This is a genomic window from Delftia deserti, from assembly GCF_042653485.1.
GTDB lineage: Bacteria > Pseudomonadota > Gammaproteobacteria > Burkholderiales > Burkholderiaceae_C > Comamonas > Comamonas acidovorans.
On record NZ_JBHSIH010000001.1, the window covers coordinates 1,626,524 to 1,653,308 of the forward strand.

Sequence of the window (26,785 nt, forward strand, 5' to 3'; positions counted from 1 at the left end):
GACTTCGCTTGCGGCACCGGCCGCTTGTCCCTAGCATCCCCGTCTTTGCCGCATTCGCGGCACCCGTCCACCATCGCAAAGGAGAGAACCCATGTCCCATTCGACACGTCCCTTTGCAGTCGTGCACGCTTGAAGCCCTAGCGCCTCCAGGCCACGCTGCAGACCTGATTCCCGGCCCCGCAAGAGGCCCGGCTTTCGGCTGCGCGTGCGCTTTTCCTGATGCCTGTCCATCGAGCTTGCGGCGACTGCCCGTTGCGCATTCCGCATCTGCCGGAATGTGCCCCAAGCACTCGATCGAAAGCCATTCATGGGCAATTCCCTTTCGGACACCTACATTGAGGTGTTCGCCAACCGCGGCGTCTGGATTGAAGACGCCGCCATCCAACAACTTCAAACGACGGCCCGCAACCTGGCCGGCATGCGCGCCGCCGTGGGCCTGCCGGACCTGCACCCGGGCCGGGGCTACCCGGTAGGGGCGGCCTTCTTTTCCGTGGGCCGCTTCTACCCGGCCCTGGTCGGCGGCGACATCGGCTGCGGCATGTCGCTGTACAGCACGGAGCTGGCGGCGCACAAGACCTCGGCCCCCAAGCTGGAAAAGGCAGTGGGCAACATCGACGGCCCCCTGCCCCAGGAACTGCTGGACGCCGTTGACATGCAGCAGCTGGAGCACATCGCCCAGGCCAGCGGCGTGGCCGACCTGGCGTATCTGCAGGACAGCCTGGGCACCATTGGCGGCGGCAATCACTTTGCCGAACTGCAGGTGGTGGACACGCTGTACGAGGACGAGGCGCTCGACAGGAAACGCGTGCACCTCATGGTGCACAGCGGCTCGCGCGGGCTGGGCGGCGCCATCCTGCGCGCCCATGTGGAGGCATTCAGCCACGACGGCCTGGCCGCCAGCAGCGATGCCGCCACGCAGTACCTGCGCCAGCACGCGGCCGCCATCGCCTTCGCCCAGCTCAACCGCGCCAGCATTGCGGCACGCCTGCTGCGCGCCCTGCGCACGCGCGGCCAGGCCCTGCTGGACATCACCCACAACCACGTGATCGCCCACCACTGGCGCGGAGAAGACGGCTTCCTGCACCGCAAGGGCGCCACGCCGGCCGACCAGGGTCTGGTGGTGATTCCGGGTTCGCGCGGCGACTACAGCTACCTTGTGCGGCCCGTGGCCGGGCGTGACGAGGCACTGCACTCGCTGGCACACGGCGCTGGCCGCAAGTGGGCGCGCACCGATTGCATGGGCCGCCTGCGCCCGCGCTTCACGCTGGACGAGCTGCTGCGCACCCAATTCGGCAGCGCCGTGGTCTGCGCCGACCGCGAACTGGTCTACGAGGAGGCCCCCCAGGCCTACAAGGACGTGGACTCCGTGGTCGCCAGCCTGCAGGCAGCCGGCCTGGTGCAACTGGTGGCGCGGCTGCGCCCCCTGCTGACCTACAAGAAGGGAGCCATGCAATGCTGCTGATCCAGCTGACCGCATCCCACGGCCCCGCCGAGTGCGAGCATGCCGTGCGCCTGACCCTGCGCGAGCTGCTGCGCGACTGCGCTGCTCGCGGCATCGCCGTGGACGTACTGGAGGAAACGCCCACGGCGGCCGGCTACAAGTCCGTGCTGCTGCGCTGCGAGGGTGACACCGGCCTGCTTCACGGCACGCTGGGCGCCTGGCTGGGCACCATCCAGTGGGTCTTCGACAGTCCCCTGCGCCCCCATCACCCGCGCAGGAACTGGTTTGTTGCCGTGCAGAAGTGCGAGCCGCCCCGGCAATTGCCGGCCGATGGCGAGATCGTCTTCCAGGCCTGCAAGGCCTCGGGCAAGGGCGGCCAGCATGTCAACACCACGGACTCCGCCGTCCATGCCCTGCATGTGCCCAGCGGCATCTCGGTGAAGGTCATGAGCGAGCGCAGCCAGCACGCCAACAAGCGGCTGGCGCGCGAGCTGCTGGCCCTGAAGCTGGCGCGCCTCAACGCGCAGGGCGAGGGTCAGGCCCGGCGCACGCGCAGCCAGCAGCACTGGGAGGTGGAGCGCGGCAGCCCCGTGAAGGTGTTCCGCGCCTGAACGCCCGGGGCTAGCCCCTGGCGCACATGTAGATGCCCAGGGCCAGCAGGCCCAGCATCAGCACGCGCTTGAAAACCTGGGGCGACAGCGACTGGCGCAGCCGCTCGCCCCAGGCCATGCCGGCCAGGGCGGGCAGCAGCATCAGTGCGGAAACCAGGGCCGTGGCCCCCCAGCCCGTCCAGGACGAAGCGGCATGGCCCGGCCCCTGCGCCAGCGCCATGCCCGCGCCCAGCGCCAGCGTGGACACCGTGAAGCACAGGCCCATGGCCTGCATCAGCGCCTGCCGGCCCAGCGCCAGCGATTGCAAAAAAGCCACGGCCGGCACCACGAACACGCCGGTCAGCGCCGTGATCCCGCCCGTCAACAGACCACACAACAGACCCAGCCAGGCCTGATGCCTCTTAGGCAACTGCAAGCCCGGCCCCCACAGGCCCCACAGGGCATAAATAACCAGGGCCACGCCCAGCGCCGTGCGCGCCACGGCGGCCTCGCCCACCGGGCCCCACCACAGCATGCCGCCCACCGTGCCCGCAACAATGCCCAGCTGCATCCAGCCCAGGCGCCGCAGCAGCGGCCGCAGCGATGGCAGGGGCCGCATCTGCACCACATTGGTCACCAGGGATGGCAGCAGCAGCCAGGCCGCCGCCTGCCCGGCCGGCATGAACAGCGCCAGCAGCGCCATGGACACCGTGGGCAGGCCCAGGCCCACCACCCCCTTGACGACACCGGCCAGCCCGAACACGGCCACCGCCGCCGCCAGCACCCACCACGCATCCCACATCACGGCCACCCTGCACTTTCACTGACCTGGCTCAGGCCTTTCCTGAACCTCATGGCGCCATGCTCGCGCGCCATCAAAGGGATCACAATCGGGAATCTTCAAACCAAGGCTCAGGCCTGGCCTGATCCTTCAGCACCATAGTCCATGCGATTCGACCTCACCGACCTGCAGCTGTTCATCCACATCCTCGACTGCGGCACGCTCACGGCGGCAGCCGGGCGCGCGCACATGACGCTGGCCTCGGCCAGCGAGCGCGTGCGCGGCATGGAGGCGCAACTGGGCTGCGCCCTGCTCGCGCGCCAGGCGCGCGGCGTGCGGCCCACGGCGGCCGGCCACACGCTGGGCCAGCATGCGCGTGACGTTCTGGCGCGGATGCAACGGCTGCGCGGCGACATGGCCGAGTACGGCGCTGGCCTGGCCGGGCATGTGCGCGTCTGCGGCAACACCTCGGCCGTGGGCGAGCATCTGCCGCTGGCCGTGGCCGGATTCCTGCGCGGCCATCCGCGCGTGGCGCTGGAGCTGCAGGAATGCGGCAGCGCCGAGGTGCTGGACCGGCTGCGCCAGGGCCTGTGCGACATCGGCGTGGCCAGCGATGCGCAGGACACCCGCGGCCTGCAGGCCCTGCCCTGGCGCCCCGACCCGCTGGTGGCCGTGCTGCCGCGCGCCCACCGCCTGGCCCGGCGCAAGCGGCTGGCCTTGCAGGACCTGCTGACCGAAGACTGGGTAGGCCTGCCGCACGATGCCGCCCTGCAGGTGCTGGTGCGCCAGCAGGCCGCCCTGCTGGGAGGGCCATCGGGAGGACGGCTGCGCTGGCGCGCCCAGCTGCAGCACCTGGACAGCATCTGCCAGCTGGTCGGCCAGGGCGTGGGCGTGGCCGTCCTGCCGGCCGCCGCCGCGCAGCGCCTGGCCCCGGCCAGCGGCGCCCGCGCCGTGCCCTTGAGCGATGCCTGGGCCCGGCGCCAGCTGCTGCTGTGCACGGCCCCGGAAGACCAGTTGCCGGCCCATGCAAGGCAGTTGCTGGCGCACCTGAAGGGACTGGGCCGCGCGGAGCCATAGCGAACCGTGTTGGAAAGCGCGATGCAGGACAATACGGGGATCATGACCCTCAAAGCCCCCGAACTGCTGCTGCCGGCCGGCTCGCTCGACAAGATGCGTGCGGCCTACGACTTTGGCGCCGATGCCATCTACGCCGGGCAACCCCGCTACAGCCTGCGCGCACGCAACAACGAATTCCGTCTCGAACAGATCGCCCAGGGCATCTCCGAGGCGCATGCGCGGGGCAAGAAATTCTTCGTCACCAGCAACCTGATCGCCCACAACGACAAGGTGCGCACCTATATCCGCGACATCGAGCCCGTGATCGAGTGCAAGCCCGACGCGCTGATCATGGCCGACCCCGGCCTGATCATGATGATCAAGGAAAAGTGGCCCGAGACCGAGGTCCATCTCTCGGTGCAGGCCAACACCACCAACTGGGCCACGGTGAAGTTCTGGCAGAAGGCCGGCGTCTCGCGCATCATCCTGTCGCGCGAGCTGTCGCTGGACGAGATCGAGAAGATCCGCCAGGAATGCCCGGACATGGAGATCGAGGTCTTCGTGCACGGCGCGCTGTGCATCGCCTACTCGGGCCGCTGCCTGCTGTCGGGCTACTTCAACCGGCGCGATCCCAACCAGGGCACCTGCACCAATGCCTGCCGCTGGGACTACAAGACGCATGACGCGGCCGTGGACCCCAATACCGGCGAGGCCCTGGCCCAGACCATGGAGCAGGACTTCAGCTTCGAGAAGGCCCGCGAGGAGGCCGACAGCCAGTTCACCAGCACCTGCGGCGACGGCGCGCGCCACCCCAAGGCCGAGCAGGTCTACCTGCTGGAGGAAAAGGGCCGCCCCGGCGAGCTGATGCCCATCATGGAAGACGAGCACGGCACCTACATCATGAACTCCAAGGACCTGCGCGCCGTGGAGCATGTGGAGCGCCTGGTGAAGATCGGCGTGGACTCGCTCAAGATCGAGGGCCGCACCAAGAGCCTGTACTACGTGGCCCGCACGGCCCAGGTCTACCGCCGCGCCATCGACGATGCCGTGGCCGGCCGCCCCTTCAACCCGCACCTGATCACCGAGCTCGAAGGCCTGGCCAACCGTGGCTACACGGGCGGCCTGCTGGAGCGCCGTCCCTCGCAGGACTACCAGAACTACGAGACCGGCCACTCGGTGCTGCAGCGCAGCCACTTCGTGGGCGAGGTGCGCAGCTATGCCGACGGCATGGCCGAGGTGGAGACCAAGAACCGCTTCTCGGTGGGCGATACGCTGGAGATCATCCACCCGCAGGGCAACCGCCAGGTGCTGCTGGAGAAGATGTTCAACCTCGACGGCGAACCCGTGCAGGTCGCCCAGGGCAACCCGATCCGCGTGCGCATCCCGCTGGATGCACCGGCCGAAGGTGCGCTGATCTCGCGCCTGCTCTGAAGCCCGGGCGCAGGCCGCCCTGCCCTCCTTGCCCGTGATTTTTTCCTGGCGGCTGTCCAGGGCCATTGCTGCAATGGCCTGGAGCGGCCGCCCTTCCTTTCATTCCTCATTTCTGCACTGCCATGGACATCGTCGTCAACGAAGAACTCAAGGCCTACATCGACCCGCTGACCCCCGATGAACTCGACGCGCTGGAGCGCAGCATCGTGGCCGAAGGCTGCCGCGACGCGCTCGTGCTCTGGAACGACCTGCTCATCGACGGCCACAACCGCTACGCCATCTGCCAAAAGCACGGCCTGCCCTTCAACACCGTGCAGGCCACGCAGTTCAAGAACATGGACGACGTGCACCTGTGGATGATCGACCAGCACCTGGGCCGCCGCAGCGTGTCCGACTTCCAGCGTGGCGTGCTGGCGCTGCGCAAGCGCGAGATCATTGCCACGCGCCGCTCGGCCGCCGCCGCCGCCGTGATGGCCGCCAAGGCCGATGCGCCCCAGGCCGAGGGCGAAGCCCCCTGGGAAGGCGAGACCGACCCCGTGGTCGCTGCCGCCCTGGCCAGCGTGGCCAAGGTGCCCGACGAGGCGCTGGACACGCGCGAGGCCCTGGCCCGCGTGGCCCGCCTGTCCAGCAGCCAGGTCAAGCTGATCGAGACCATCCAGCAAAAGGCCGCCCCCGAAGTGGTGGCCGCCGTGCGCTCGGGCGACATCTCGCTGAGCACCGCCGCCGTGGTCGCCAGCCTGCCGGTGGACGAGCAGCAGGCCGTGGCCGCCGCAGGCGCCGACGAACTCAAGCAGGCGGCCAAGCGCGTGCGCGATGCCAAGAAAAAGCCCAAGGCCGCCAAGCCCGAAGCCGAAGCGGCCGACGGCGAAGGCGCGGCCGTGACCGCCTCGCCCGAGGAGCTGCAGCAGCGCGTGAACGAACTCGAAGCCGAGAACGAGCGCCTGCGCCAGCAGATCAAGGCACTGCAGGAACTGCTGGCCGAGCAAGGCTGAAGCGGCGCCCGCACCCAAGCACGCACGCCGCCATGACGCGCTACCAGGAGCTGGCCGACGATATCGAGGCATCCATCACCGCAGGCGTGCTGTGCGCCGGTGACAAGCTGCCCTCGGTGCGCCAGACCAGCGAGCGGCGCGGCGTCAGCGCCTCCACGGTGTTCCAGGCCTACTACCTGCTGGAGGCGCGCGGCCTGGTGCGCGCGCGCGAGCGCTCGGGCTACTTCGTCGCCCAGCGCCCGCACAGTGCGCCGCCCGAGCCCACCGAGCCGTCTTCGCCCGAGGGCGACAGCTTTGCCGTGGTCGATGTCAGCGAGCGCGTGTTCGAGGTGCTGGAGTCGGCCATGGACCGCGAAGTGGTCCCGCTGGGCTCGGCCTTTCCCTCGCCGGGCCTGTTCCCGCTGCGCCGCCTGGGCCAGTGCCTGGCGCATGCCGCGCGCGAGGCCGACCCGCGCAGCGCCATCGACGACCTCACGCCCGGCAGCCTGGCGCTGCGCCGCCAGATCGCGCGCCGCTACCTGGCCGACGGCCTGGCGCTGACGCCGGCCGACCTGGTCATCACCAACGGCGCACTGGAGGCGCTGAACCTGAGCCTGGCCGCCGTCACGCGGCCCGGTGGCGCCGTGGTCATCGAGTCGCCCTGCTTCTATGGCGCGCTGCAGGCGCTGGAGCGCATGGGCCTGTCGGCCATCGAGGTACCCACCCATCCGGGCGAGGGCATGGACCTTGCTGCGCTGGAGGCAGCACTGCAGCGCCACAGGCCCCAGGCCATCTGGCTGATGACCTGCTTTCAGAACCCGCTGGGCAGCCTCATGCCAGAGGCGCGCAAACGCGCGCTGGTGGAGCTGGTCACGCGCCACCGCGTGCCGCTGATCGAAGACGACGTGTACGGCGAGCTGTACTTCGGCGAGCGCCGCCCGCCGCCCGCCAAGACCTTCGACACCGAAGGCTGGGTGCTGCACTGCAGCTCGTTCTCCAAATGGCTGGCGCCGGGCTGGCGCACGGGCTGGGCCGCGCCGGGGCGCTTCACGCGTGCCGTGGCCCGGCAAAAGCTCACCACCACGCTGGCCACCAATGCGCCCACCCAGCAGGCGCTGGCCGACTACCTGGAAAGCGGCGGCGCCGACCGCCACCTGCGCCGCCTGCGCCAGAGCCTGGCCCTGCAGCGGGACCACATGGCATCGGCCATTGCCCGCCACTTTCCACAAGGCACGCGGGCAACGCGGCCCGAGGGCGGCTATTTCATGTGGGTGCAACTGCCGCCGCACTGCGATGCGCTGGCCCTGCACCGCGCAGCGCTGGCGCGCGGCATCAGCGTGGCGCCGGGGCCGATCTTCTCGGCCTCGCAAGCCTTCGGCCATTGCCTGCGGCTGAACTACGGCCACGACTGGAGCGACGAAACCGCGCAGGCCCTGGCCACGCTGGGCGAGCTGGCCTGCAACACGCCAGGGTAAGCGCCCGCTGCGCCTGCAGCACCTGCTGCGCTGTAGCGCCGGGGCAACGCAGCACGGCGTGCACGCTGTCAGCCTGGTGCAAGCTGGATGATTCTCATTTAGACTCGCACCCCGAACCGGCATGGCCGCAACGCATGCTGACCGGTCTTTGTCTTCTGCCCTCCGCCCCGCACGTCGCCACGCGTCCCGCAGCCTGCCACCGACCCTTCAGCGCTGCCCAACTCCAGACGCAAGAAGGACGTTTTTCCATGGTTTCCCGCCACCACCGCGCCGCGCTCACGCGCTGCGCCGCTGCCGTCGCCACGGCCCTGCTGTCCCTGCAGGCTTGGGCACAGGCGCAATCGCCCACCGCAACGGCAAGCGCCACCGCCCCCGAGGCCGGCCTGTCCGCCATCACCGTCACGGGCAACTGGCTGGACAACCCCAGCGAGGAAAAGGTGCTGGACCATGCGGGCGCACGCACCATCGTCGAACGCACGCGCATCGAGGAAAGCGGCTCGACCAGCCTGCGCGACGTGCTGCGCCTGGTGCCCGGAGTACAGGTGCAGGACAGCAACGGCACGGGCGGCAGCGATGTGTCGCTGAACATCGGCGTGCGCGGCCTGACGGCGCGCCTGTCGCCGCGCTCCTATGTGCTGATGGACGGCGTGCCCGTCTCCTACGCGCCCTACGGCCAGCCCCAGCTGTCGCTGGCGCCCGTGTCGCTGGGCAACCTGGAGTCGGTGGACGTGATCCGCGGCGCGGGCTCGGTGCGCTACGGCCCCCAGAACGTGGGCGGCATCATCAACTTCGTCACGCGCGCCATTCCCAAGACCTTCGCGGCCGAGGCCTCGGTGGGCACCGAGATCTACAGCCACGGCGGCAATGCCAAGACCACGCCCAGCCTGTTCGTGGGCGGCACCAACGAATCCGGCCTGGGCCTGGCCCTGCTGTACTCGGGCACGCATGGCGACGGCTGGCGCGCAGGCAATGACAAGACCGATATCGACGACATCCTGGTCAAGGGCGCCTACCGCATCTCGGCCCGGGACGACATCGCCGTCTCGCTGCACCACTTCGAGGGCTCGGGCCGCATGCCCGGCGGCCTGACCACGGCGCAGTACGCGGCCGACCCGTTCCAGTCCACGCGCTCCTACGACAGCTTCGACGGCCGCCGCACCGATGCCTCGTTCAAGTACAACCACAAGGACGGGCGCAACAACTTCGAGGTGCTGGGCTACTACGTGGACTCGTTCCGCGGCAGCTACATCGAGCAGGACAACGCCAACCAGCGCCGCCTGACGGCCGCGCCGCGCAGCTACCACTACTTCGGCATCGAGCCGCGCTACTCGCGCCTGCTCGAGACCGGCTCCGTGGTGCAGGAAGTCAGCGTGGGCTACCGCTACCTCAAGGAAAGCAGTTCCGAGGTCGCGCTGCGCACGGCCTACTACAACCCCGCCACCATGGCCAACGCCATGGCCCTGCCGATCACGCCCTACCAGACCAGCCAGGGCGGCACCACGGCCCATGCCTTCTATATCGATGACCGCATCGACATCGGCAACTGGACCATCACGCCCGGCGTGCGCTACGAACGCATCAACTCCTTCAACAACGTCAGCAACCTGGGCGCCGATGGCAGCACCGTCACCAGCCAGCTGTTCCCCAAGGCCGATGCACGCGAGCTCCTGCCCACGCTGTCCGTGCTCTACCGCATGAATGCGCAGTGGTCGCTGTTCGCCAACGCGGGCAAGTCCTTCGGACCGCAGCAGTACGCGCAACTGGCACAGACCGAGCGCGGCCTGCATCCCGAATCGGCCAAGACCTATGAGGTGGGCACGCACTACAACAGCCCGGCGCTGAACGCCGAGCTGACGCTGTTCAACATCGACTTCGACAAGGAACTGCTGCTGACCCGCGTGGGCGTGGACGGCATCTGGACCGACCTGGGCGCCACGCGCCACCGCGGCATCGAGTCCTCGCTGCGCTACGACCTGGGCCAGTGGAATGCCGCGCTCAAGGGGCTGACGGCGGGTGTGTCCTATACCTACACCGAGGCCGTCTCGCGCGCCGGCGATTTCGCGGGGCGCGACCTGCCGCTGTACTCGCGCCACACGGGCCAGTTGTGGGCGCGCTATGCGCTGGGGCAGTGGACGCTGAATGCGGACCTGGCCGCGCAATCGAAGCAGCGCTCTCCGGGGTCGGGCACGCAGTATGTGACGCAGGAAGATGCTGCGGGGCGGCTGGGTGATATTCCCGGGTTTGCGACCGTGGGCCTGCGTGCGGGCTATGACTTTGGCAAGTCTCTGGGCAATCTGCGGGTGGCCGTGGGGGTCAAGAATCTGTTCGATCGCAGGTACTACACGCGGTCCACGGACAACAACGGGGGCAAGTATGTGGGGATGCCTCGGACGTTGTATGTGCAGGGGACGTTGCCGTTCTGAGGCTTTGGTTTACGTGGGTCTGTTTTTGACCCTGCCGGGTGGTATTTTTCTGAGGCCGGGTCTCGGCCCGGCGGCCGACTGCCCTTTCTTGATTCGCCAAGAAAGGTCAGATCAAAGAAGGCGACCCGAATGTCCGCGACCCTCCGCTTCGCTGCGGGCAACCTGCGTCGTGGCGGTTGCGGGGTTCGCCGTGAAACTCACTTCGCGCTGCGCGCTACGTTCAGACAATCACGGCGAGTCAGATCACGAAGCAAGCCTGTCCTTCGGCAGGCTTGCAACCCCGCAACCGCCACGCCGCAGGCGCTGACATACGGGGAGTGGGCATGGAGCGGGCCTTCGCTTCGCTCGGCCCGTTTTGGTCTTTTTAGCCCTCTGCTGTGAATCCCACGCGCTTGACGATGGGGCCCCATTTGGCGAGTTCGGACTGCAGCAGCGCGGCCAGTTCGGCGGGGGTGGAGGATTGGGCGTCCAGGCCGAAGGTGGCCAGGCTGTCCACCACGTCGGGCGTGGCCAGCGCCTTGCGCATGTGGCCGTTCAGGCGCTGCACGGTCTCGGCGGGGGTCTTGGCGGGCACGAAGAAGGCGAACCATTCGCTGTGAGCCATGTCCTTGTAGCCCTGCTCCACCAGCGTGGGGACCTGGGGTGCGAAGCGGCTGCGCTTGGCGCCGCTGACGCCCAGGATGCGCATCTTGCCGCCGGCCAGGTGCTGCAGCATGTCGCCCACGGGGCCGCAGACGGCGGAGACGTTGCCGCCCAGCATGTCCAGCAGCGCCGGCTGGGTGCCGCGGTAGCCGGCGTGCTTGAAGTCCACGCCCGCATGCTGGCCCAGCAGGGCGCCGATGAAGTGGGGCGTGGAGCCCGGCGCGGGCGAGCCGAAGTTGGCGCCTGCGGGGTTGGCCTTGGCCCAGGCGAAGAATTCCGGCACCGTGGTCACGCTGGCGGGCACGGCGGGGCCGACGGCAAAGCCGAAGTCGAAGATGCAGCCCACGGTGACCGGCGCCAGGTCGGCGATCGGGTCATAGGGCAGCTTCTTGTAGATGTGCGGGTAGATGGACAGCATGGACGTGGGCGTCTGCAGCAGGGTGGCGCCATCCGCGGGGCGGCCCTTGACGTAGCTGATGGCGATCTGCCCGCCCGCGCCGGTGCGGTTTTCCACCACCGAGGTCTTGGCATAGCCCGACAGCTTGGTACCCACGCGGCGGCAGATGGCGTCCGAGGTGCCTCCGGCCGCGAAGCCGGTGATGATGTTCAGGGTCTCGATGGGGCCCTGGGCCTGCGCCCAGGCCTGCTGGCCCAGGCTGGCCAGCAGCGCACCCGCTCCAGCGGTGCCCAGCCATTGGCGGCGGTCGATGTTCATGCGTATGTCTCCGGTTGAAATTGAAACTCTGAAAAAAACTGTGGGGGAACAGCGGGGGAAATGCGTGCCGGCCCGGCGGCTTCAACTGTCGTCGCGCAGCCAGACCACCTGGCCCGAATGCGTGACCGCGCCCTGGTGGGCCGGGCGCACGGTGAGCGCGTATTTTTCCAGCACGCCGCCCAGCGGCCGGGCCTGGCGGCGCGCGGCGGCTGATTGTTCCAGACGTGCGGCCAGTTCGGCCTCGCCGATTTCCACCGTGATGCTGCGCGCATCGGCGCGGGCGTCGATGGCGATGAGGTCGCCGTCGCGCAGCGCGGCAATGGGGCCGTTGTCGGCGGCCTCGGGGCCTGCATAGCCGATGCACAGGCCGCGCGTGGCGCCAGAGAAGCGCCCATCGGTCAGCAGGGCCACCTTGTCGCCCATGCCCTGGCCATAGAGCAAGGCCGTGATGCCCAGCATCTCGCGCATGCCGGGGCTGCCGCGCGGGCCTTCGTTGCGGATGACGATGACATCGCCGGCCGCGTACTGCATGGCCTGCACGGCGGCCTGGGCCTGTTCCTCGGACTCGAAGACGCGCGCCGGGCCCCGGTGCGCCAGGGTCTTGAGGCCGGCGGTCTTGAGCAGCGCGCCATCGGGGCAGAGGTTGCCCTTGAGCACGGTCAGGCCACCGTCGCGCGTGATGGGGTTGCCGGGCGCGCGCACCACCTCGCCATCGGGCAGCGCGGCATCGGCCAGTTCTTCGGCCAGGGTGCGGCCCGTGAAGGTGAGCGCATCGCCGTGGACAAAGCCCTGCTCCATCAGCGTGCGCAGGATCACGCCTGCGCCGCCGACGTAGTACACGTCGCGCGCCAGGAAGCGCCCGCCGGGGCGCAGGTCGGCGATCAGCGGCGTGCGCGCGAAGATCTCGGCGACGTCGTCCAGGTGGAAGCGGATGCCGGCCTCATGCGCGATGGCCGGCAGGTGCAGGGCGGCATTGGTCGACCCGCCCGTGGCGCTGACCACGGCGCAGGCATTCTCCAGCGCCCGGCGCGTGATGATGTCGCGCGGCAGCGGGCCGCCGCCTTCGGCGCTGGCCCACACGGCCTGCATGAGCTGGCGCGCGGCGCGGCGCATCAGCGGTGCGCGCTCGCTGAACACGGCGGGCACCATGCTGGAGCCGATGGGCGCCAGCCCCAGCGCCTCGCTCACCATGCCCATGGTGTTGGCCGTGAACTGGCCAGCGCAGGCGCCGGCCGTGGGCAGGCACGCGCGGCTCATGGCCTCCAGGTCCTGCGCCGTGGCCGTGCCGGCCAGCACCTGGCCGATGGTCTCGTAGGTATCGACCACGTTCAGGTCGCGCCCGTGCACGCCGGGCGCCTGTCCCGGCAGGGCCGAGCCGCCATGCACGAAGACGCTGGGCACATTGCAGCGCACCATGCCCATCATCAGCCCCGGCAGGTTCTTGTCGCAGGCGCCGATGGCGAAGATGCCATCCCACTGGTGGCCGCGCACCGAAGCCTCCACGCTGTCGGCGATCAACTCGCGCGAGACCAGCGAGAACCGCATGCCCGAATGCGCCATGGTCAGCCCGTCGCTGACCGACACCACCGGGCATTCATGCGGCGTACCGCCCCCGGCGTAGATGCCGGTCTTGGCATGCTGGGCCTGGTCGCGCAGGTTGAGGTTGCAGGGGCTCATCTCCCCGCCCGTGTGGAACACGCCGATGTGCGGGCGCTCCATGTCCTCGTCGTCCTGGCCCAGGGCATGCAGGAAGCTGCGCGTGGTGGCACGGATGGTGCCGGAGCGGATCAGGGCGGAGCGAAAGGGCGTGGGCGTGGGCGTGGGCGTGGGCGTGGCCGCTGCCGGGCTGCTGCCGGTGGTGCTGGTTGTGGTGGTGGGCGCGGCCAGCGATGCGGAGGCGCTGGACTCGGAAAAGACGTTGTCGGGGGAGGCAGGTTTCTTGTTCATACGCGGGACGGAAAACAGCCGCCCACCATAGCGGGGTCTGCGGATTTCCCTATGAGCATTTACACCAGATCGTGTCTCCCGGGAGTCGCCTGGGGGGCCGCCCTTCGGCGCCAGATGGACGGAAAAAAAGGCCCCGGAACAAACTTCCGGGGCCTCAAAACCGATGCCAGCCCGCGCTGCAGCGGACCAGGCATCGTGCACAACAACTGCGCCGTACTCCTGAATCAATCCATCCAACCGGCCCCTCAGCGCGGCACCAGGAACGTGCTGTGCGCCTGCTTGGAAAGCGCCGGGTCACCCACCGCCGTGGCCGTGATCTCCACGCCATGCGAGCCAGGGCCGGCCGCGCCATGGGGCGCCTGCAGCCGCACCACGACCCAGCGGTCCTGGGCCGCGCCCACGTCCACCTCGGTCTCCGAAGCCACGCGCAGGCCCTCTATGCCCGAGGCCGACAGCACATAACGCTGGTCCTGCTCCGTGGCATTGCCGATCTGCACGCGGTAGATGTTCTCGATCTGGCCGCCGGCCACGATGCGCGACAGCGTGCCCCGGTCGCGCACCACGTCCACCTTCAGCGGCGTGCGCAGCGCCAGGCTGGCCACCATGGCTGTGGAGATGGCCACCAGCGCCGTGCCGTAGATCAGCACGCGCGGGCGGAAGATGCGGCGCACCAGCTCGCTCTGGCGCCAGCCCCGGGCCACGCCGTTCTGCGTGGACAGGCGGATCAGCCCGCGCGGGTAGTGCATGCGGTCCATGACGCTGTTGCAGGCGTCGATGCACAGGCCGCAGCCGATGCATTCGTACTGCAGGCCGTCGCGTATGTCGATGCCCACCGGGCAGACCTGCACGCACAGCGTGCAGTCGATGCAGTCGCCAAGCCCCTGGCCCCGGTAGTCCACCCCCTTGTGGCGCGGGCCGCGCGATTCGCCGCGCGCGGTGTCGTAGGTGACGACCAGGGTGTCCTTGTCGAACATGGCGCGCTGGAAGCGCGCATAGGGGCACATGTGCTTGCAGACCTGCTCGCGCAGGAAGCCCGCGTTGCCGTAGGTGGCCAGCGCATAGAACAGCACCCAGAAGATCTGCCATGCGCCGGTCAGCGCCAGCACCTCGGGCAGCAGGCTGCGGATGGGCACGAAGTAGCCCACGAAGGTCAGGCCCGTCCACAGCGAGATCAGCAGCCACAGCGCATGCTTGCCGCCGCGCCGCGCGATCTTCTCCGCGCCCCAGCCGCTGCCGTCCAATCGCAGCCGCGCGCTGCGGTCGCCCTCCAGCCGGCGCTCCACCCACATGAACAGCTCGGTGTAGACCGTCTGCGGGCAGGAAAAGCCGCACCACAGCCGCCCGGCCACCGTGGTGAACAGGAACAGCGCCAGCGCCGAGACGATGAGCAGCACCGCCAGGTAGATGAAGTCCTGCGGATACAGCAGCCAGCCGAAGACGTAGAAGCGCCGCTGCTCCAGGTCGAACAGCAAGGCCTGCCGGCCATGGATCTGCAGCCAGGGAATGCCATAGAAGAACAGCTGCGTGATCCAGACCATGGCCCAGCGCCAATGGGTGAAGCGCCCCGTGATGGAGCGCGGCTGGATCTTCCTGCGCGATTCGAACAGCGGGGAGTCCGCGCTGGCATCGGCGATGGGAATCACCTTGCGTGGCGCGGGCCGCGGCCGGGGGGCTGCGGCGGTTTCATCGGGAAGCGGTTTCGGTCGTTCTGACATGCGGGGCCTTCGCCCCGGCCGGTGCGCCCTTGATGCGGGCTTGTCATGAATTGCCGGGGACTGCCTGAACTATGCCCAGCGCCCTGCCCCGGCGGTAGCAGCAGATGCAGCGGATTCGACCGTATCAGATGGCGGGTCAGGCCTGCGGCGAGCGCAGCGCCGCAACGGCAAGCCGCAGCCCCCACAGCACCAGGCACAGACCCAGCAGCGCCGTCAGCGTGCCGATGCGTACATCGGCCTGGAGCACGCCCCAGCGGCTGAAGATCTCCGTCCAGTCATGGTCGCCGCCGCCCACCAGCGGCAGCACCCGGGCGCGCGCATCCTTCATGTAGTGGGCCACGTTCATGAGGCTCTCTCCCAGCCACATCAGCGCGGCAATCCAGCCCGTGCGCTGGCCCTGCCTGTGGAAATGGCGCATGAACAGGGCCGGGAACAGCAGCTGGAACAGCGTGCCGCCGTAGACCGAGAGATGCTGCGAGAACAGGGCCACCAGCGGATGCCCGGCCTCGTGCAGTGCCAGGTTGGCGTTGTCCAGCAGCAGCAGCCAGTGACCCTGGCTGATGAAGTGACCCCAGATGATCCAGGCGGCAAAGGCCGTCAGCGCGATGGCGGCAGGCCGCGTGACCGCCTGCCACTCGATCTGCCCGTCCAGCGCATCGCCGCGCTTCATCGAGCCTGCCTTGCAGGTTGTGGGTGCGGATGCGGATGCTGGTGCGGGTGCGGGTGCGTTTGCGCAACGAGGCAAGGGGCAGGCAGGAAAGGCATGTCGGCAGGTTTGGGCTAGGCAGCAATGGCAGGAGGATGGCAGGACTCTGGCCGCGATCTTCCCACGGCTCCCCCGGCTCGCCGGAATGCCGTCCTGCGCCGCCATCCATGCACGCGGGGTTCTGGCACAGTCGGGCATCCGACTCTTCAAGCCAAGGAACGTCCGCACCATGAACCTGCGCCCCCTATTGCATGACCTTGTCCGCCAACATGGCCTGGACCGCAAGGCCGCCGTGCAGCTGTTTGCACTGGCGGGATTCGAGCAGGAACCGGCTGCGCTCAGAACCCGCCTGTGGCCCGTGGTGGCCTTGCTGGGCGCGGCACTGGGCGGGCTGGGCATCGTGCTGTGGATTGCCGCCAATTGGGAGAGCATGGGCCGCATGCAGCGCTTTGCCCTGCTGCAAGGCTTCGTGCTCGTGATGTGTCTTGGCGCGGCATGGCGCGCGGCGGCGCGCGTGCCGCTGTCGGTGCTGGCGCTGCTGGGCACGGGCGCTCTGTTCGCCTTTTTCGGGCAGACCTACCAGACGGGTGCGGACCCCTGGCAGCTGTTTGCGCTGTGGGCAGCGCTGACCCTGCCGCTGGCCCTGGCGGCGCGCAGCGATGGCGTCTGGGTACCCTGGGTGGTGGTTGCCATGACGGGCATTGCGCTGTGGGCGCAGGCCCATACGCCGCAGTTCTGGGAGGTGGAGTCGCGCGACCTGGGCGTGCATGCCGTGGCCCTGGGCGCCGCCCTTGCCGTCACCGCGGTCATGGCACCGGCCCTGCGGCGCTTCACGGGCGCCGGGCTGTGGGCCTTGCGCGGCGCGGGCGCGCTCGCGCTGGCGATGATCACCTCCACCGCCATCAGCGGGCTGTTCCACAGCACGGTGGCGCCGCAGTACCCGCTGGGGCTGGTGCTGCTGGCAGGCGCGGCGGCGCTGGCGGGCCTGCGCAGGCATTTCGATATCTTTTTGCTCAGCGGTGCGGCGCTGGGCCTGAACGTGCTGCTGGTGTGCGGCCTGGTCTACCTGCTGCTGGAGAAACTGGGGGCGGACTTCACGGGCATGCTGCTGCTCGTGGGCCTGGGCGCTGCGTGCCTGCTGGCGGCCACGGTCAGCCTGGTGCTTCGAATGTCACGCAACGCGGAAGGAGGCCTTCAATGAGCCACGAACACGACACCCTGCTGCGCCAGGCCGTGGACCAGGGCATCCTGCCGCCTGCCGCCTTGCAGGACCGCCGCCCTGCCGCCAACGACCGCCATTGGGCGGTGGTGCTGCTCACGGCGCTGGGCGCCTGGCTGGCCCTTCTCCCCTTGCTGATTCTGTTTGCGTTTGCCCTGTCCGACTGGATAGAGCGCGGCGCCGGCACCTATGTGATCGGCGCCATGATGCTGGCCGCAGCCGTGGCCGTGCTGCGCGCCGAGGAGCTGCCCGTCTTCCTGGAGCAGTTGGCCCTGCCTGCCATGCTGACCGGCGCCGGCCTGCTGGGCTTTGGCCTGGCGCGCGACCTGTCGGGGCAGGCTGCGGGCGCGATAGGCCTGGCCATTGCGCTGGCCTGCACGGCCGCCATTCCAAGGCCCTGGCTGCGCGTGCTGCTGGGCGCCGCCTGCGCGCTGCTGTTTTGCACCATGCTCTGGCCGGACAACGATCCATCCACCCTGTACGCAGGCCTGCCGACCTGGGTCATCGTGCATGCGGCGCTGCTGCTCTGGATGCTGCTGCTGGCAGCCCAGTGGCGCGCGCTGGGACAGTCTGCGGCACAGACCCGCATGGCGGCGGCGCTGGAGCCCTTTGCCACGGGCTGGCTGCTGGCTGTGCTGGCTGGCCTGGCCTTTCTGTCCGGCAGGAGCTTCATGATGGCCGGCGTGCTGGGCGGCGGCCTGGCGGGCGAGCTGGCGCAGGAAGCCGCCCCGAACCTCTCCATGGGCGTTCTGACGCAGGCCGGCTCGGCCGTGCTGGCCCTGGCAGCCGCCTGGTTCGCCCAGCGCGCATGGCCCACGCTGCGGCAGCCGCGCGCCGCCGTGGCTGCCGTGGTGCTGGCCGTGCTGAGTGCCTTCCTGCCCTGGCTGGGCGCCTGCCTGCTGGCGCTGGCGGTGACCGGCACCAGCGGCCGCTGGCGGCAGGCCGCAGCGGCCGCCCTGGCTGCGGCCTGGATCGTGGGCAGCTTCTACTACCAGCTGGCCTGGCCACTGGCCACCAAGGCCCTGGTGCTGGCCGGCTGCGGCGCCTTGCTGGGCCTGCTGGCCTGGGCAGGGCCGCGCGCGGCAGCCCTGCCAGGCAGCGCGGAGACCGCCGCCGCATCGGGCGCCGCGCCCCTGCAGCGCTGGGCGCCGTGGCTGGTGGTGCTGACGGCGGCCTGCACGCTGGCGGTGGCCAATATCGGCATTGCGCAGAAGGAACGCACCATCGCCCAGGGCCGCAAGGTGTTCGTGGAACTGGCGCCGGTGGACCCGCGCTCCCTGATGCAGGGCGACTACATGCGCCTGAACTTCCGCCTGCCTTCCGAGGACAGGGACGTGGAGAAAGAGAACCTGCGCGGCGGACGCCTCTACGCCATCGGCAAGCTCGATGAGCAGGGCGTGGTGCAGTGGCTGCGCACCGGCACGGCCAGCGAGCCGCTGGCGCCCGGCGAGCAGCGCTTTGAACTCACCCCGCGCGGCGGCCGGTGGACACTGGTGACGGATGCCTGGTACTTCCGCGAAGGCGATGGCCAACGCTGGGAGCAGGCCCGCTACGGCGAGTTCCGCGTGGAGCCCGACGGGCGCGCGCTGCTGGTGGGCATGGCCGACGCGCAGCTGCGCCCCATCGTCCCCTGAGCGCACCACGCAACTCACTCGAAACTGTCGCCCTCGGCCAGCGGCGCATGCCGGTAGCTGGCCGGCGTGCGGCTGAGCTTGACGGGCGCGCCCAGGCCCCGGTAGCCGCCCTCCATCTCCACCACCATCTCGCGGTGCCGGGTATGCGGGTGGTCGAGCGCCGCATCCACGCCCAGCACGGGAGCGGCGGGCACGCCGATGGCCATCAGCGCATCGGCCAGGGCGGGACCGTCGCTGGCCTGCAGGGCCTGCTCCAGCAGCGGCTTGAGCGCATCGCGGTGGTGCGAGCGCTGGCCGGCCGTGGCAAAGCGCTCGTCGGCCACCAGTTGCGGGCATCCCAGGTTCTCGCACAGCAGGCGGAACTGGCGGTCGTTGCCCACGGCCAGGAAGACCGGCGTGGTGCCCGTGGCAAAGCTGTCGTAGGGATAGATGTTGGGATGGGCATTGCCCGAGCGCCCTGGCGTCCTGCCGCTCATGAACCAGTTGCCCGCATGCGGGTGCAGCAGCGAGATGCCGCTGTCGTACAGCGAGACATCCACCAGCTGGCCCAGGCCGCTGCGCTGGCGCTCCTGCAGCGCCAGCAGCACGCCGATGACGCCGTTCATGCCCGTGACCATGTCCACCACGGGCAGGCCCACGCGCAGCGGATCGCCGCCGGCCTCGCCGTTGACGCTCATCAGCCCCGTCATGGCCTGGATGGCCGCGTCATAGCCGGGCCAGGCGCCCAGCGGGCCATCGGCGCCGAAGCCGCTGACGCGGCACCAGATGAGGCGCGGAAAGCGCTCGCGCACCTGCTCCCAGCCAATGCCCCATTTCTCCATGGTGCCGATCTTGAAGTTCTCCACCACCACGTCGGCCTGCTCCATCAGCGCCAGCACGGCCTGCTGGCCTTCGGCCTGGGACAGGTCCAGGAACTGCAGCCGCTTGTTGCGGTTCAGGCCCCGGTAGTAGGAAGAGACACCGTCCTGGAACGGCGGCCCCCAGGCGCGCGTGTCGTCGCCCTGCGGCGGCTCCACCTTGAGCACGTCGGCGCCGTGGTCGCCCAGGATCTGGCCGCACAGCGGGCCACCAAGAATGCGGGAGAGGTCGAGGACACGGATGCCCTGGAGTGCGCCCATGCTGTGGGAAGTGGTCATCGATGTGCTTTCCTCAATCCAGTTTGGCGCCGGAGGCATCGACCACGGCCTTCCACTTGGTCACTTCCTGCGCGATGAAGGTCGACAGCCCCGCTGGCGACAGATCCGATGCCGGCTCCAGCCCCTGGTCGGCAAAGGTCTTGCGGATGCGCTCGCTGCCCAGGGCCTTGCGGAAGGCCGCGTTCAGCGTCTCGATGCGGTCGGCCGGCGTGCCGGCCGGTGCCACCACACCGAAGAACACGCTCACGTCGTAGCCGGGCAGGCCCTGCTCGGCGATGGTGGGGATGTCGGGCATGGCCTGGGAGCGCTTTTCCGTGGCCACGCCGATGGCCTTGAACTTGCCGGCCTTGATGTAGGGCATGGCCGTCAGGATGTCGGTGAAGGTCATGTTCACCTGCCCCGCCAGCAGGTCGTTGAGCGCCGGGCCCGTGCCCTTGTACGGGATGTGCTGCAGCGAGGTGCCGGCCATCTTGTTGAACAGCACGCCGGCCAGGTGCGAGGAGGCACCGTTGCCCGAGGACGCATAGTCCAGGCTGCCCGGCTTGGCCTTGTCCTGCGCAATCAGCTCCTGCACGGTGGTGGCCTTGGTCGCCGGGTTGACCACCAGCACATTGGGCAGGTGGCCCACGCGGATGATGGGCGCGAAGCTGGTCTGCGGGTCGTAGTTGATCTTGCGGTACAGGTGCTTGTTGATGGCCAGCGGCCCCGAGGTGCCGAACATGATGGTGTAGCCGTCGGGCCTGGCGCGGGCCACGAAGTCGGCGCCGATGTTGCCGCCCGCGCCGGCCTTGTTCTCCACGATCACGCTCTGGCCCAGCGTCTCGGTCAGCGATATCGCCAGCGTGCGGGCCATGGCGTCCGTGGGCCCGCCGGGCGGGAAGGGAACGACGAAGCTGATGGGCCGCTCGGGAAAGCGTTCGGCCAGTGCGGCGGCCGGCAGCGCGGCGGTGGCGGCGAGCGCACAGGCCCACAGGAATCGGCGTTTCTGGAAGGACGGCTTCTGGTCAGTGCAAGGCATGGTGTTTGTCTCCGGTACTTGTGCGTTCATCCCTGTGGACGGGATGTGTGTTCTGGATCGGTGCGGTCGATGGGCTCAGCGTGTCCAGCCTTCGGGCAGGTCGCCTGCCGCCAGCGGGTCGCGCGGCAGCACGCGGTGCAGCAGCACCAGCTGGGCCCAGCGCATGCGCTCGGCGCTGCGTGTGCAAGAGGCCTCCCAGGCCATGGCCGTGGCCGTGAAGCAGTGGTACAGGCCCGAGGCGGCGGCGCGCGCCAGGCGGTCACCGCCCTCCTCCGCCGCGCGCAGGGCCAGGGCCGCAGCCTTGTCCATGCTGGCCGACAGCGCGGCCTTGAAGTCCGTGGCCGCCTCGGTCTGGGCCAGCAGCTGGGCCGCGTGGTCGCGCAGCACGGGCAGCGAGCCTTCGCGCTTGATGGCGCGGATCACATCCAGCGCCACGATGTTGCTGGTGCCTTCCCAGATCGATCCCAGGTGGGAGTCGCGCACCAGGCGCGGGTCGCTCCACTCCTCGATGTAGCCGCAGCCGCCGCGCACTTCCATGGCGTCGCCCGTGACCTTGCGCGCATCGCGGCAGGCGCGGAACTTGATCATGGGCGTGAGGATGCGCAGCAGGGCGTAGGCGCCGTCTTCGCCTGCGTCCGAACGCTGCAGCGCCTGGGCCGTCTGCAGCACCATGGTGCGGGCCTGCTCGGAGTAGATGCGCAGCTTGTCGAGCTGGCGCTGCATCAGCGGCATGTCCTGCAGGGCCTTGCCGAAGGCGCGGCGCTCGCGCGCCACGTACTCGGCCTCGGCCACGGCGCGGCGCATCAGGCCGGCCGAGCGCACGCCGTTGGACAGGCGCGAGTTGTTCACCATGTCGGCCATCTGCACGAAGCCCCGGCCCTGCTCGCCCACCAGGTAGGCGACGGCGCCGTCGAGCACGATCTCGCCGCTGGCCATGGAACGCGTGCCCAGCTTGTGCTTGAGGCGCACGATGCGGTAGTGGTTGGCCGAGCCATCGTCCAGCCGGCGCGGCAGCAGGAACAGCGAGATGCCCTTCATGCCCGCCGGCGCGCCTTCCACGCGCGCCAGCACCATGGCGAAGTCGGCATCGGGGTTGGAGCAGAACCACTTGTCGCCGGACAGGCGCCAGCTGCCGTCGGCGGCCGGGCGGGCCAGCGTCTGGGTGTTGGAGATGTCGGAGCCGGCCGCCTGCTCGGTCATGAACATGGCGCCCTGGGCCTGGTCCTCGAAACGCAGCTGCGTCATGCGCGGCCAGTACTTTTCGACCAGGGCCGGCTCGCCGTACTTGCGCAGCGTGCGCGCCAGCGAGTCCGTCATGGACAGCGGGCAGCACAGGCCGAACTCGGCCTGCACGAACAGATAGGTCAGCGCGTACTTGGCCAGCGGCGGCAGCTTGCCATCCCAGCCCAGCACGCCCGTGCGGTGCGACATGACGGCCAGGCCGAACTCGCCATAGGCCACGCGCTCCATCTCCACATAGGCCGGGTGCTTGACGATGCGCTGCGCATCGCGCCCCGTGCGATCGCGGTGCTCCAGCTCGGGCGGGTTCCTGTCGGCGGTCAGCGCCCATTCATCGATCTCGCGGCCGGCCAGCGCGCCCATGCGCTCCAGATGGGGCTGCAGGTGCGCGTTCACCTCGGGCGGCAGGTACAGCGCCAGCAGCGGCTGCAACTGCGAATCGGTGGTGTACAGGTTGCTGCCGTGGCGGTCGGGCACGGCCTGGAAAGCCTGGGCGGGGGAAGACTGCATGGCGGCCAGCGCCTGCGGTTCGGGGTTCATGGTCTGTCTCCTGTGCGGGAACCGGGCCCGGGCCACGGGCTCCGGGTCTTGGGGATGCCCCCATTCTTGGAAACAGTCCTATTCGAGTCAAATATCGATAACGTATTGATCAATAGTCAAACCGGATAGAACACCATGGAGCTGAGACAACTGAGGTACTTTCTGGTGCTGGCCGAGGAGCTGCACTTCAGCCGCGCAGCCCAGCGCCTGTCCATCTCCCAGCCGCCGCTGAGCGTGGCCATCCGCCAGCTGGAGGAAGAGTTGGGCGCCCAGCTGTTCGAGCGCACCAGCAAGGAGGTGCGGCTCACGGCCGCCGGCAAGCACCTGCGCGTGCAGGCCCAGGACATCATGGAGCAGGCCCAGCGCGTGCGCCAGGACATGCGCGCCATCGCCGACGGCGTGCAGGGCCGCATCCGGCTGGGCTTTGTGGGTTCGGCCATCTACCGCGGGCTGCCCGAGGCGCTGGAGAGCTTTCGTGCCCGGCACCCGCTGGTGCGCATCGACATGCTGGAGCTCAACAGCGCAGAGCAGATCGCCTCCCTGCAGCAGGAACGCCTGGACCTGGGCCTGCTGCACGCCACGCGCCCCGCGCCAGGCCTGCAATCACACACCCTGGTGAGCGAGCCGTTCATGGCCTGCCTGCCGGACAGCCACGCGCTGGCCGGACTGCGCAAGCTGCAGGTGCGCCAGCTGGCGGGCGAGCGCATGGTGCTGTTCTCGCGCCAGGTCTCGCCCGACTACCACCAGCAGATCTGGCAGATCTGCCAGAGCGAGGGCTTCACGCCCGACCTGCACCACGAGGTGCGGCACTGGCTGTCGGTGCTGTCCATGGTGTCGCTGGGCCAGGGCGTGTCCCTGGTTCCGTCCTGCCTGCAGCGCGTGGGCTTTCCGGGGCTGGCCTTCGTGCCCATCCAGGGCCGGCACGCGCAGTCGCAGATGCAGGCCATGTGGCACCCGGGCCATGTGCAGCCCCTGGTCGAATCGCTGCTGGCCCACCTGCGCGACAGCGTGGGCAGGCTGGGGCAGCAGCCATAAACGCCACACCCTTGCTCAGTTCACTATGTCCAAAACTGGCGTGGCCCAAAAGCGAGGGGCACCGAGCAAGGGCCGCCCCGCCGCCAGGGTGTCGTCCCCCTTCCAGGGGGAAGCCGCATAGCGGCTCAGGGGGTTTCCAACTTCATTCCAGGAGCTGCCTGAGAACGTACGGCAGGATGCCGCCGTGCCGGTAGTAGTCCACCTCGATGGGCGTATCGATGCGCAGCTTGACCACCACGGTCTGCTTGCTGCCATCGGCACGCGTGATCACCAGCTGGGCCTCGCTTTGCGGTGCCAGGTCGGCGGCGGGAATCACTTCCACGAACTCCTCGCCCGTCAGGCCCAGGGTCTGCCAGCTGTCCGTGCCCAGGAACTGCAGCGGCAGCACGCCCATGCCCACCAGGTTGGAACGGTGGATGCGCTCGAAGCTGCGCGCCACCACGGCCTTGATGCCCAGCAGCTGCGTGCCCTTGGCGGCCCAGTCGCGGCTCGATCCCGTGCCGTATTCCTCGCCCGCGAAGATCACGGTGGCGCGGCCCTCGGCCTGGTACTTCATGGCCGCGTCGTAGATGGGCATCTTGGTGACCTGGCCCGTGCCGTCGCGGTACAGCGTCAGGCCGCCCTCCTCGCGCGAGCCATCGGCCTGCGCCGGAATCATCAGGTTCTTGATGCGCACGTTGGCAAAGGTGCCGCGCATCATCACCTCATGGTTGCCGCGCCGCGAGCCGTAGCTGTTGAAGTCGGCCTTTTGCACGCCGTGGGCCAGCAGCCACTGGCCTGCGGGCGAGCTTTCCTTGATGGAGCCGGCCGGCGAGATGTGGTCGGTGGTGATGGAGTCGCCGAACAGCGCCATCACGCGCGCGCCGTGCACCACGTAGGGGTTGGAGCCTTCGGCACCGGCTGCAGGCGCGTCGAGCTGGAGACGGAAATCATCGAAGAACGGCGGCTCGGCAATGTAGGTGCTCTCGGGCCAGGTATAGGTGGCGCCCGTCACGCCGTGGATCTTTTCCCAGAGCTTGCCGGGCTCGGAACGCACCTTCTCGTAGTTCTCGCGGAAGGCCTTGCCGTTCATGGCGTACTTCATCAGCGCATGGATCTCTTCGCTGGTCGGCCAGATGTCGCCCAGGTAGATGTCACGGCCGTTCTTGCCCTGGCCCACGGGCTCGGTCATCAGGTCGCGGCGCACCGTGCCGGCAATGGCATAGGCCACGACCAGGGGCGGGCTGGCCAGGAAATTGGCCTTGATGTTGGGGTGGATGCGCGCCTCGAAGTTGCGGTTGCCCGACAGCACGGCCGCGCAGACCAGGTCGTTGCTGGTGATGGCCTCGTTGAGCTCCGGCGTGAGGTCGCCCGCGTTGCCGATGCAGGTGGTGCAGCCGTAGCCGGCCAGCGCAAAGCCCAGCTTTTCCAGGTAGGGCAGCAGGCCGGCTTCGGTCAAATACTCGGTCACCACGCGCGAGCCCGGCGCCAGAGAGGTCTTGATGTGCGGCTGCACCGTGAGCCCGGCCTTCACCGCCTTCTTGGCCAGCAGGCCGGCGGCCAGCATCACGCTGGGGTTGGAGGTGTTGGTGCAGCTGGTGATGGCGGCGATCAGGACGTCCCCGTTGGCGATGCTCAGGCGCTTGGGCGGCGTGGGCACCTCGACCGGCGCCTCGCTGTGGGCGGCCTCCAGCTTGGGCTTGTTGGCCTCCATCTCGGCCAGCGAGCGCTGCGCGCCGGGCGGATGGGCCGGCGTCTCGGGCGCCACCTCGCCCTCGCCGCCACCGCCTACGCGAAAGCTCCGGCCCAGCCGTTCGATAGGCTGGTTGAACCCGTTGTGCGCCGCAGGGGCACTGAACAGCTCATCGAACTTGGACGACACATTGCCCAGCTCGATGCGGTCCTGCGGGCGCTTGGGTCCGGCCAGGCTGGGCGCCACCGTGCCCAGGTCCAGGCGCACCACATGCGAGTAGTCGATCTCGCCGGCGGCCGGCACGCCGAACAGTTCCTGTGCGCGGAAATAGCCCTCGAAGGCCTCGATCTCGGCCTTGCTGCGGCCCGTGCCCCTGAAGTAGTCGATGGTCTTTTCATCGACAGGGAAAAAGCCCATGGTGGCGCCGTACTCGGGCGCCATGTTGCCGATGGTGGCGCGGTCGGGCAGCGCCAGGGTGCGCGTGCCTTCGCCGAAGAACTCCACGAACTTGCCCACCACCTTCTCGCGGCGCAGGATCTCGGTCACCGACAGCACCAGGTCGGTGGCCGTCACGCCCTCGCGCAGCTGGCCCGACAGCTCGAAGCCCACCACATCGGGCGTGAGGAAGTACACGGGCTGGCCCAGCATGGCGGCCTCGGCCTCGATGCCGCCCACGCCCCAGCCCACCACGCCGATGCCGTTGATCATGGTCGTGTGGCTGTCCGTGCCCACCAGGGTGTCGGGGTAGTGCACGCCGTCCTTGGTCTTGTGCACGCCGCGCGCCAGGTACTCCAGGTTCACCTGGTGGACGATGCCGAAGCCCGGAGGCACCACGCCGAAGGTGTCGAAGGCCTGCATGCCCCACTTCATGAACTGGTAGCGCTCCTTGTTGCGCTGGAACTCCAGCTTCATGTTCAGATCCAGCGCCTTCTTGGTGCCGAAGTAGTCCACCATGATGGAGTGGTCCACCACCAGGTCCACGGGCACCAGCGGCTCGATGGACTTGGGCTTCTTGCCCAGCCTGGCGGCCGTGCTGCGCATGGCGGCCAGGTCGGCCAGCAGGGGCACGCCCGTGAAATCCTGCAGCACCACGCGCGATACCACGAAGGGGATCTCGTCCACGCGCTCGGCCTGGGGCTTCCAGTTCGCCAGTTGCTCCACATGCTCGCGCGTCACCTTGTTGCCATCGCAGTTGCGCAGCACGGACTCCAGCACGATGCGCAGCGACACGGGCAATCGCCGGATTTGCGGATACTGCCTTGCCAGTTCAGGCAGGGAGAAGAACTTGCCCTTCTTGCCCCCCGCCGCAGCAAAGGACTTGAGGGTGTTTTCATATTCGTGGCGCATCGTGAGACTCCTGGATGAAACTCTGGGAAGGCACATGCACGCCGCCTTTTCC

At 69.1% G+C, this 26,785-nt stretch carries 19 protein-coding genes; 10 read left to right on the forward strand and 9 right to left on the reverse strand.

The window, feature by feature from the left end:
• The first annotated feature begins 307 nt into the window (after positions 1–307).
• Positions 308–1,462, forward strand: a complete 1,155-nt coding sequence (locus ACFPFG_RS07855; protein ID WP_312375724.1) for an RNA ligase RtcB family protein — start codon at positions 308–310, stop codon at positions 1,460–1,462.
• Positions 1,453–2,052 (forward strand): peptide chain release factor H, encoded by a 600-nt coding sequence (gene prfH / locus ACFPFG_RS07860; RefSeq protein WP_183021053.1) that lies wholly within the window; start codon positions 1,453–1,455, stop codon positions 2,050–2,052. Before ACFPFG_RS07855 ends, prfH begins: the two co-directional genes overlap by 10 nt.
• A gap of 10 nt (positions 2,053–2,062) precedes the next feature.
• Here prfH and ACFPFG_RS07865 read toward each other — a convergent pair whose 3' ends face one another.
• Positions 2,063–2,833, reverse strand: a complete 771-nt coding sequence (locus tag ACFPFG_RS07865; protein WP_374618850.1) for a sulfite exporter TauE/SafE family protein — start codon at positions 2,831–2,833, stop codon at positions 2,063–2,065.
• A 144-nt stretch (positions 2,834–2,977) separates the two neighbouring features.
• On the opposite strand from ACFPFG_RS07865, the gene ACFPFG_RS07870 reads away from it, so the two are divergent.
• The 5 genes from ACFPFG_RS07870 (at position 2,978) to ACFPFG_RS07890 (ending at position 10,168) form a co-directional block, all read left to right on the forward strand.
• The gene (locus tag ACFPFG_RS07870) at positions 2,978–3,889 is read left to right on the forward strand and encodes a LysR substrate-binding domain-containing protein (protein ID WP_380105909.1); all 912 of its coding nucleotides are present in this window, start codon (positions 2,978–2,980) and stop codon (positions 3,887–3,889) included.
• Between the two features lie 21 nt (positions 3,890–3,910).
• Positions 3,911–5,299 (forward strand): prephenate-dependent tRNA uridine(34) hydroxylase TrhP, encoded by a 1,389-nt coding sequence (trhP, locus tag ACFPFG_RS07875; RefSeq protein WP_380105911.1) that lies wholly within the window; start codon positions 3,911–3,913, stop codon positions 5,297–5,299.
• 122 nt (positions 5,300–5,421) lie between these two features.
• Entirely contained in the window at positions 5,422–6,291 is an 870-nt protein-coding gene (locus tag ACFPFG_RS07880) for a hypothetical protein (protein WP_012204374.1), read from the forward strand.
• Positions 6,292–6,323: 32 nt separating this feature from the next.
• Entirely contained in the window at positions 6,324–7,745 is a 1,422-nt protein-coding gene (locus tag ACFPFG_RS07885) for an aminotransferase-like domain-containing protein (protein ID WP_197956951.1), read from the forward strand.
• Positions 7,746–7,993: 248 nt separating this feature from the next.
• Positions 7,994–10,168, forward strand: a complete 2,175-nt coding sequence (locus tag ACFPFG_RS07890; protein WP_380105914.1) for a TonB-dependent receptor family protein — start codon at positions 7,994–7,996, stop codon at positions 10,166–10,168.
• Between the two features lie 364 nt (positions 10,169–10,532).
• On the opposite strand, the gene ACFPFG_RS07895 is transcribed toward ACFPFG_RS07890, so the two are convergent.
• The 4 genes from ACFPFG_RS07895 to ACFPFG_RS07910 form a co-directional block, all read right to left on the reverse strand.
• A complete protein-coding gene (locus ACFPFG_RS07895; RefSeq protein WP_197956953.1) occupies positions 10,533–11,525 on the reverse strand; it encodes a Bug family tripartite tricarboxylate transporter substrate binding protein in 993 nt (330 codons plus the stop codon).
• An 81-nt stretch (positions 11,526–11,606) separates the two neighbouring features.
• A complete protein-coding gene (locus ACFPFG_RS07900) occupies positions 11,607–13,472 on the reverse strand; it encodes a dihydroxy-acid dehydratase (RefSeq protein ID WP_380105917.1) in 1,866 nt (621 codons plus the stop codon).
• Between the two features lie 245 nt (positions 13,473–13,717).
• Entirely contained in the window at positions 13,718–15,187 is a 1,470-nt protein-coding gene (gene ccoG, locus ACFPFG_RS07905) for a cytochrome c oxidase accessory protein CcoG (protein ID WP_380105919.1), read from the reverse strand.
• A 136-nt stretch (positions 15,188–15,323) separates the two neighbouring features.
• Entirely contained in the window at positions 15,324–15,857 is a 534-nt protein-coding gene (locus tag ACFPFG_RS07910; protein ID WP_380105921.1) for a hypothetical protein, read from the reverse strand.
• Between the two features lie 265 nt (positions 15,858–16,122).
• On the opposite strand from ACFPFG_RS07910, the gene ACFPFG_RS07915 reads away from it, so the two are divergent.
• A complete protein-coding gene (locus ACFPFG_RS07915; protein ID WP_034398293.1) occupies positions 16,123–17,094 on the forward strand; it encodes a DUF2157 domain-containing protein in 972 nt (323 codons plus the stop codon).
• A complete protein-coding gene (locus ACFPFG_RS07920) occupies positions 17,091–18,746 on the forward strand; it encodes a GDYXXLXY domain-containing protein (protein WP_197956956.1) in 1,656 nt (551 codons plus the stop codon). Before ACFPFG_RS07915 ends, ACFPFG_RS07920 begins: the two co-directional genes overlap by 4 nt.
• Positions 18,747–18,760: 14 nt before the next feature.
• Here the strand turns inward: ACFPFG_RS07920 and ACFPFG_RS07925 are convergent, their stop codons facing one another.
• The 3 genes from ACFPFG_RS07925 to ACFPFG_RS07935 form a co-directional block, all read right to left on the reverse strand.
• Positions 18,761–19,882, reverse strand: a complete 1,122-nt coding sequence (locus tag ACFPFG_RS07925) for a CaiB/BaiF CoA transferase family protein (protein WP_380105924.1) — start codon at positions 19,880–19,882, stop codon at positions 18,761–18,763.
• Between the two features lie 13 nt (positions 19,883–19,895).
• A complete protein-coding gene (locus ACFPFG_RS07930) occupies positions 19,896–20,900 on the reverse strand; it encodes a Bug family tripartite tricarboxylate transporter substrate binding protein (RefSeq protein WP_373764613.1) in 1,005 nt (334 codons plus the stop codon).
• Between the two features lie 75 nt (positions 20,901–20,975).
• Positions 20,976–22,679: an acyl-CoA dehydrogenase family protein gene (locus ACFPFG_RS07935; protein ID WP_183021043.1), complete on the reverse strand. Its 1,704-nt coding sequence runs from the start codon at positions 22,677–22,679 to the stop codon at positions 20,976–20,978.
• Positions 22,680–22,814: 135 nt separating this feature from the next.
• Between ACFPFG_RS07935 and ACFPFG_RS07940 the strand changes: the two genes are divergently transcribed.
• Positions 22,815–23,714, forward strand: a complete 900-nt coding sequence (locus ACFPFG_RS07940; protein WP_312375691.1) for a LysR family transcriptional regulator — start codon at positions 22,815–22,817, stop codon at positions 23,712–23,714.
• A gap of 142 nt (positions 23,715–23,856) precedes the next feature.
• Here the strand turns inward: ACFPFG_RS07940 and ACFPFG_RS07945 are convergent, their stop codons facing one another.
• Positions 23,857–26,733 (reverse strand): aconitate hydratase, encoded by a 2,877-nt coding sequence (locus ACFPFG_RS07945; protein ID WP_183021041.1) that lies wholly within the window; start codon positions 26,731–26,733, stop codon positions 23,857–23,859.
• Between the last annotated feature and the right edge of the window lie 52 nt (positions 26,734–26,785).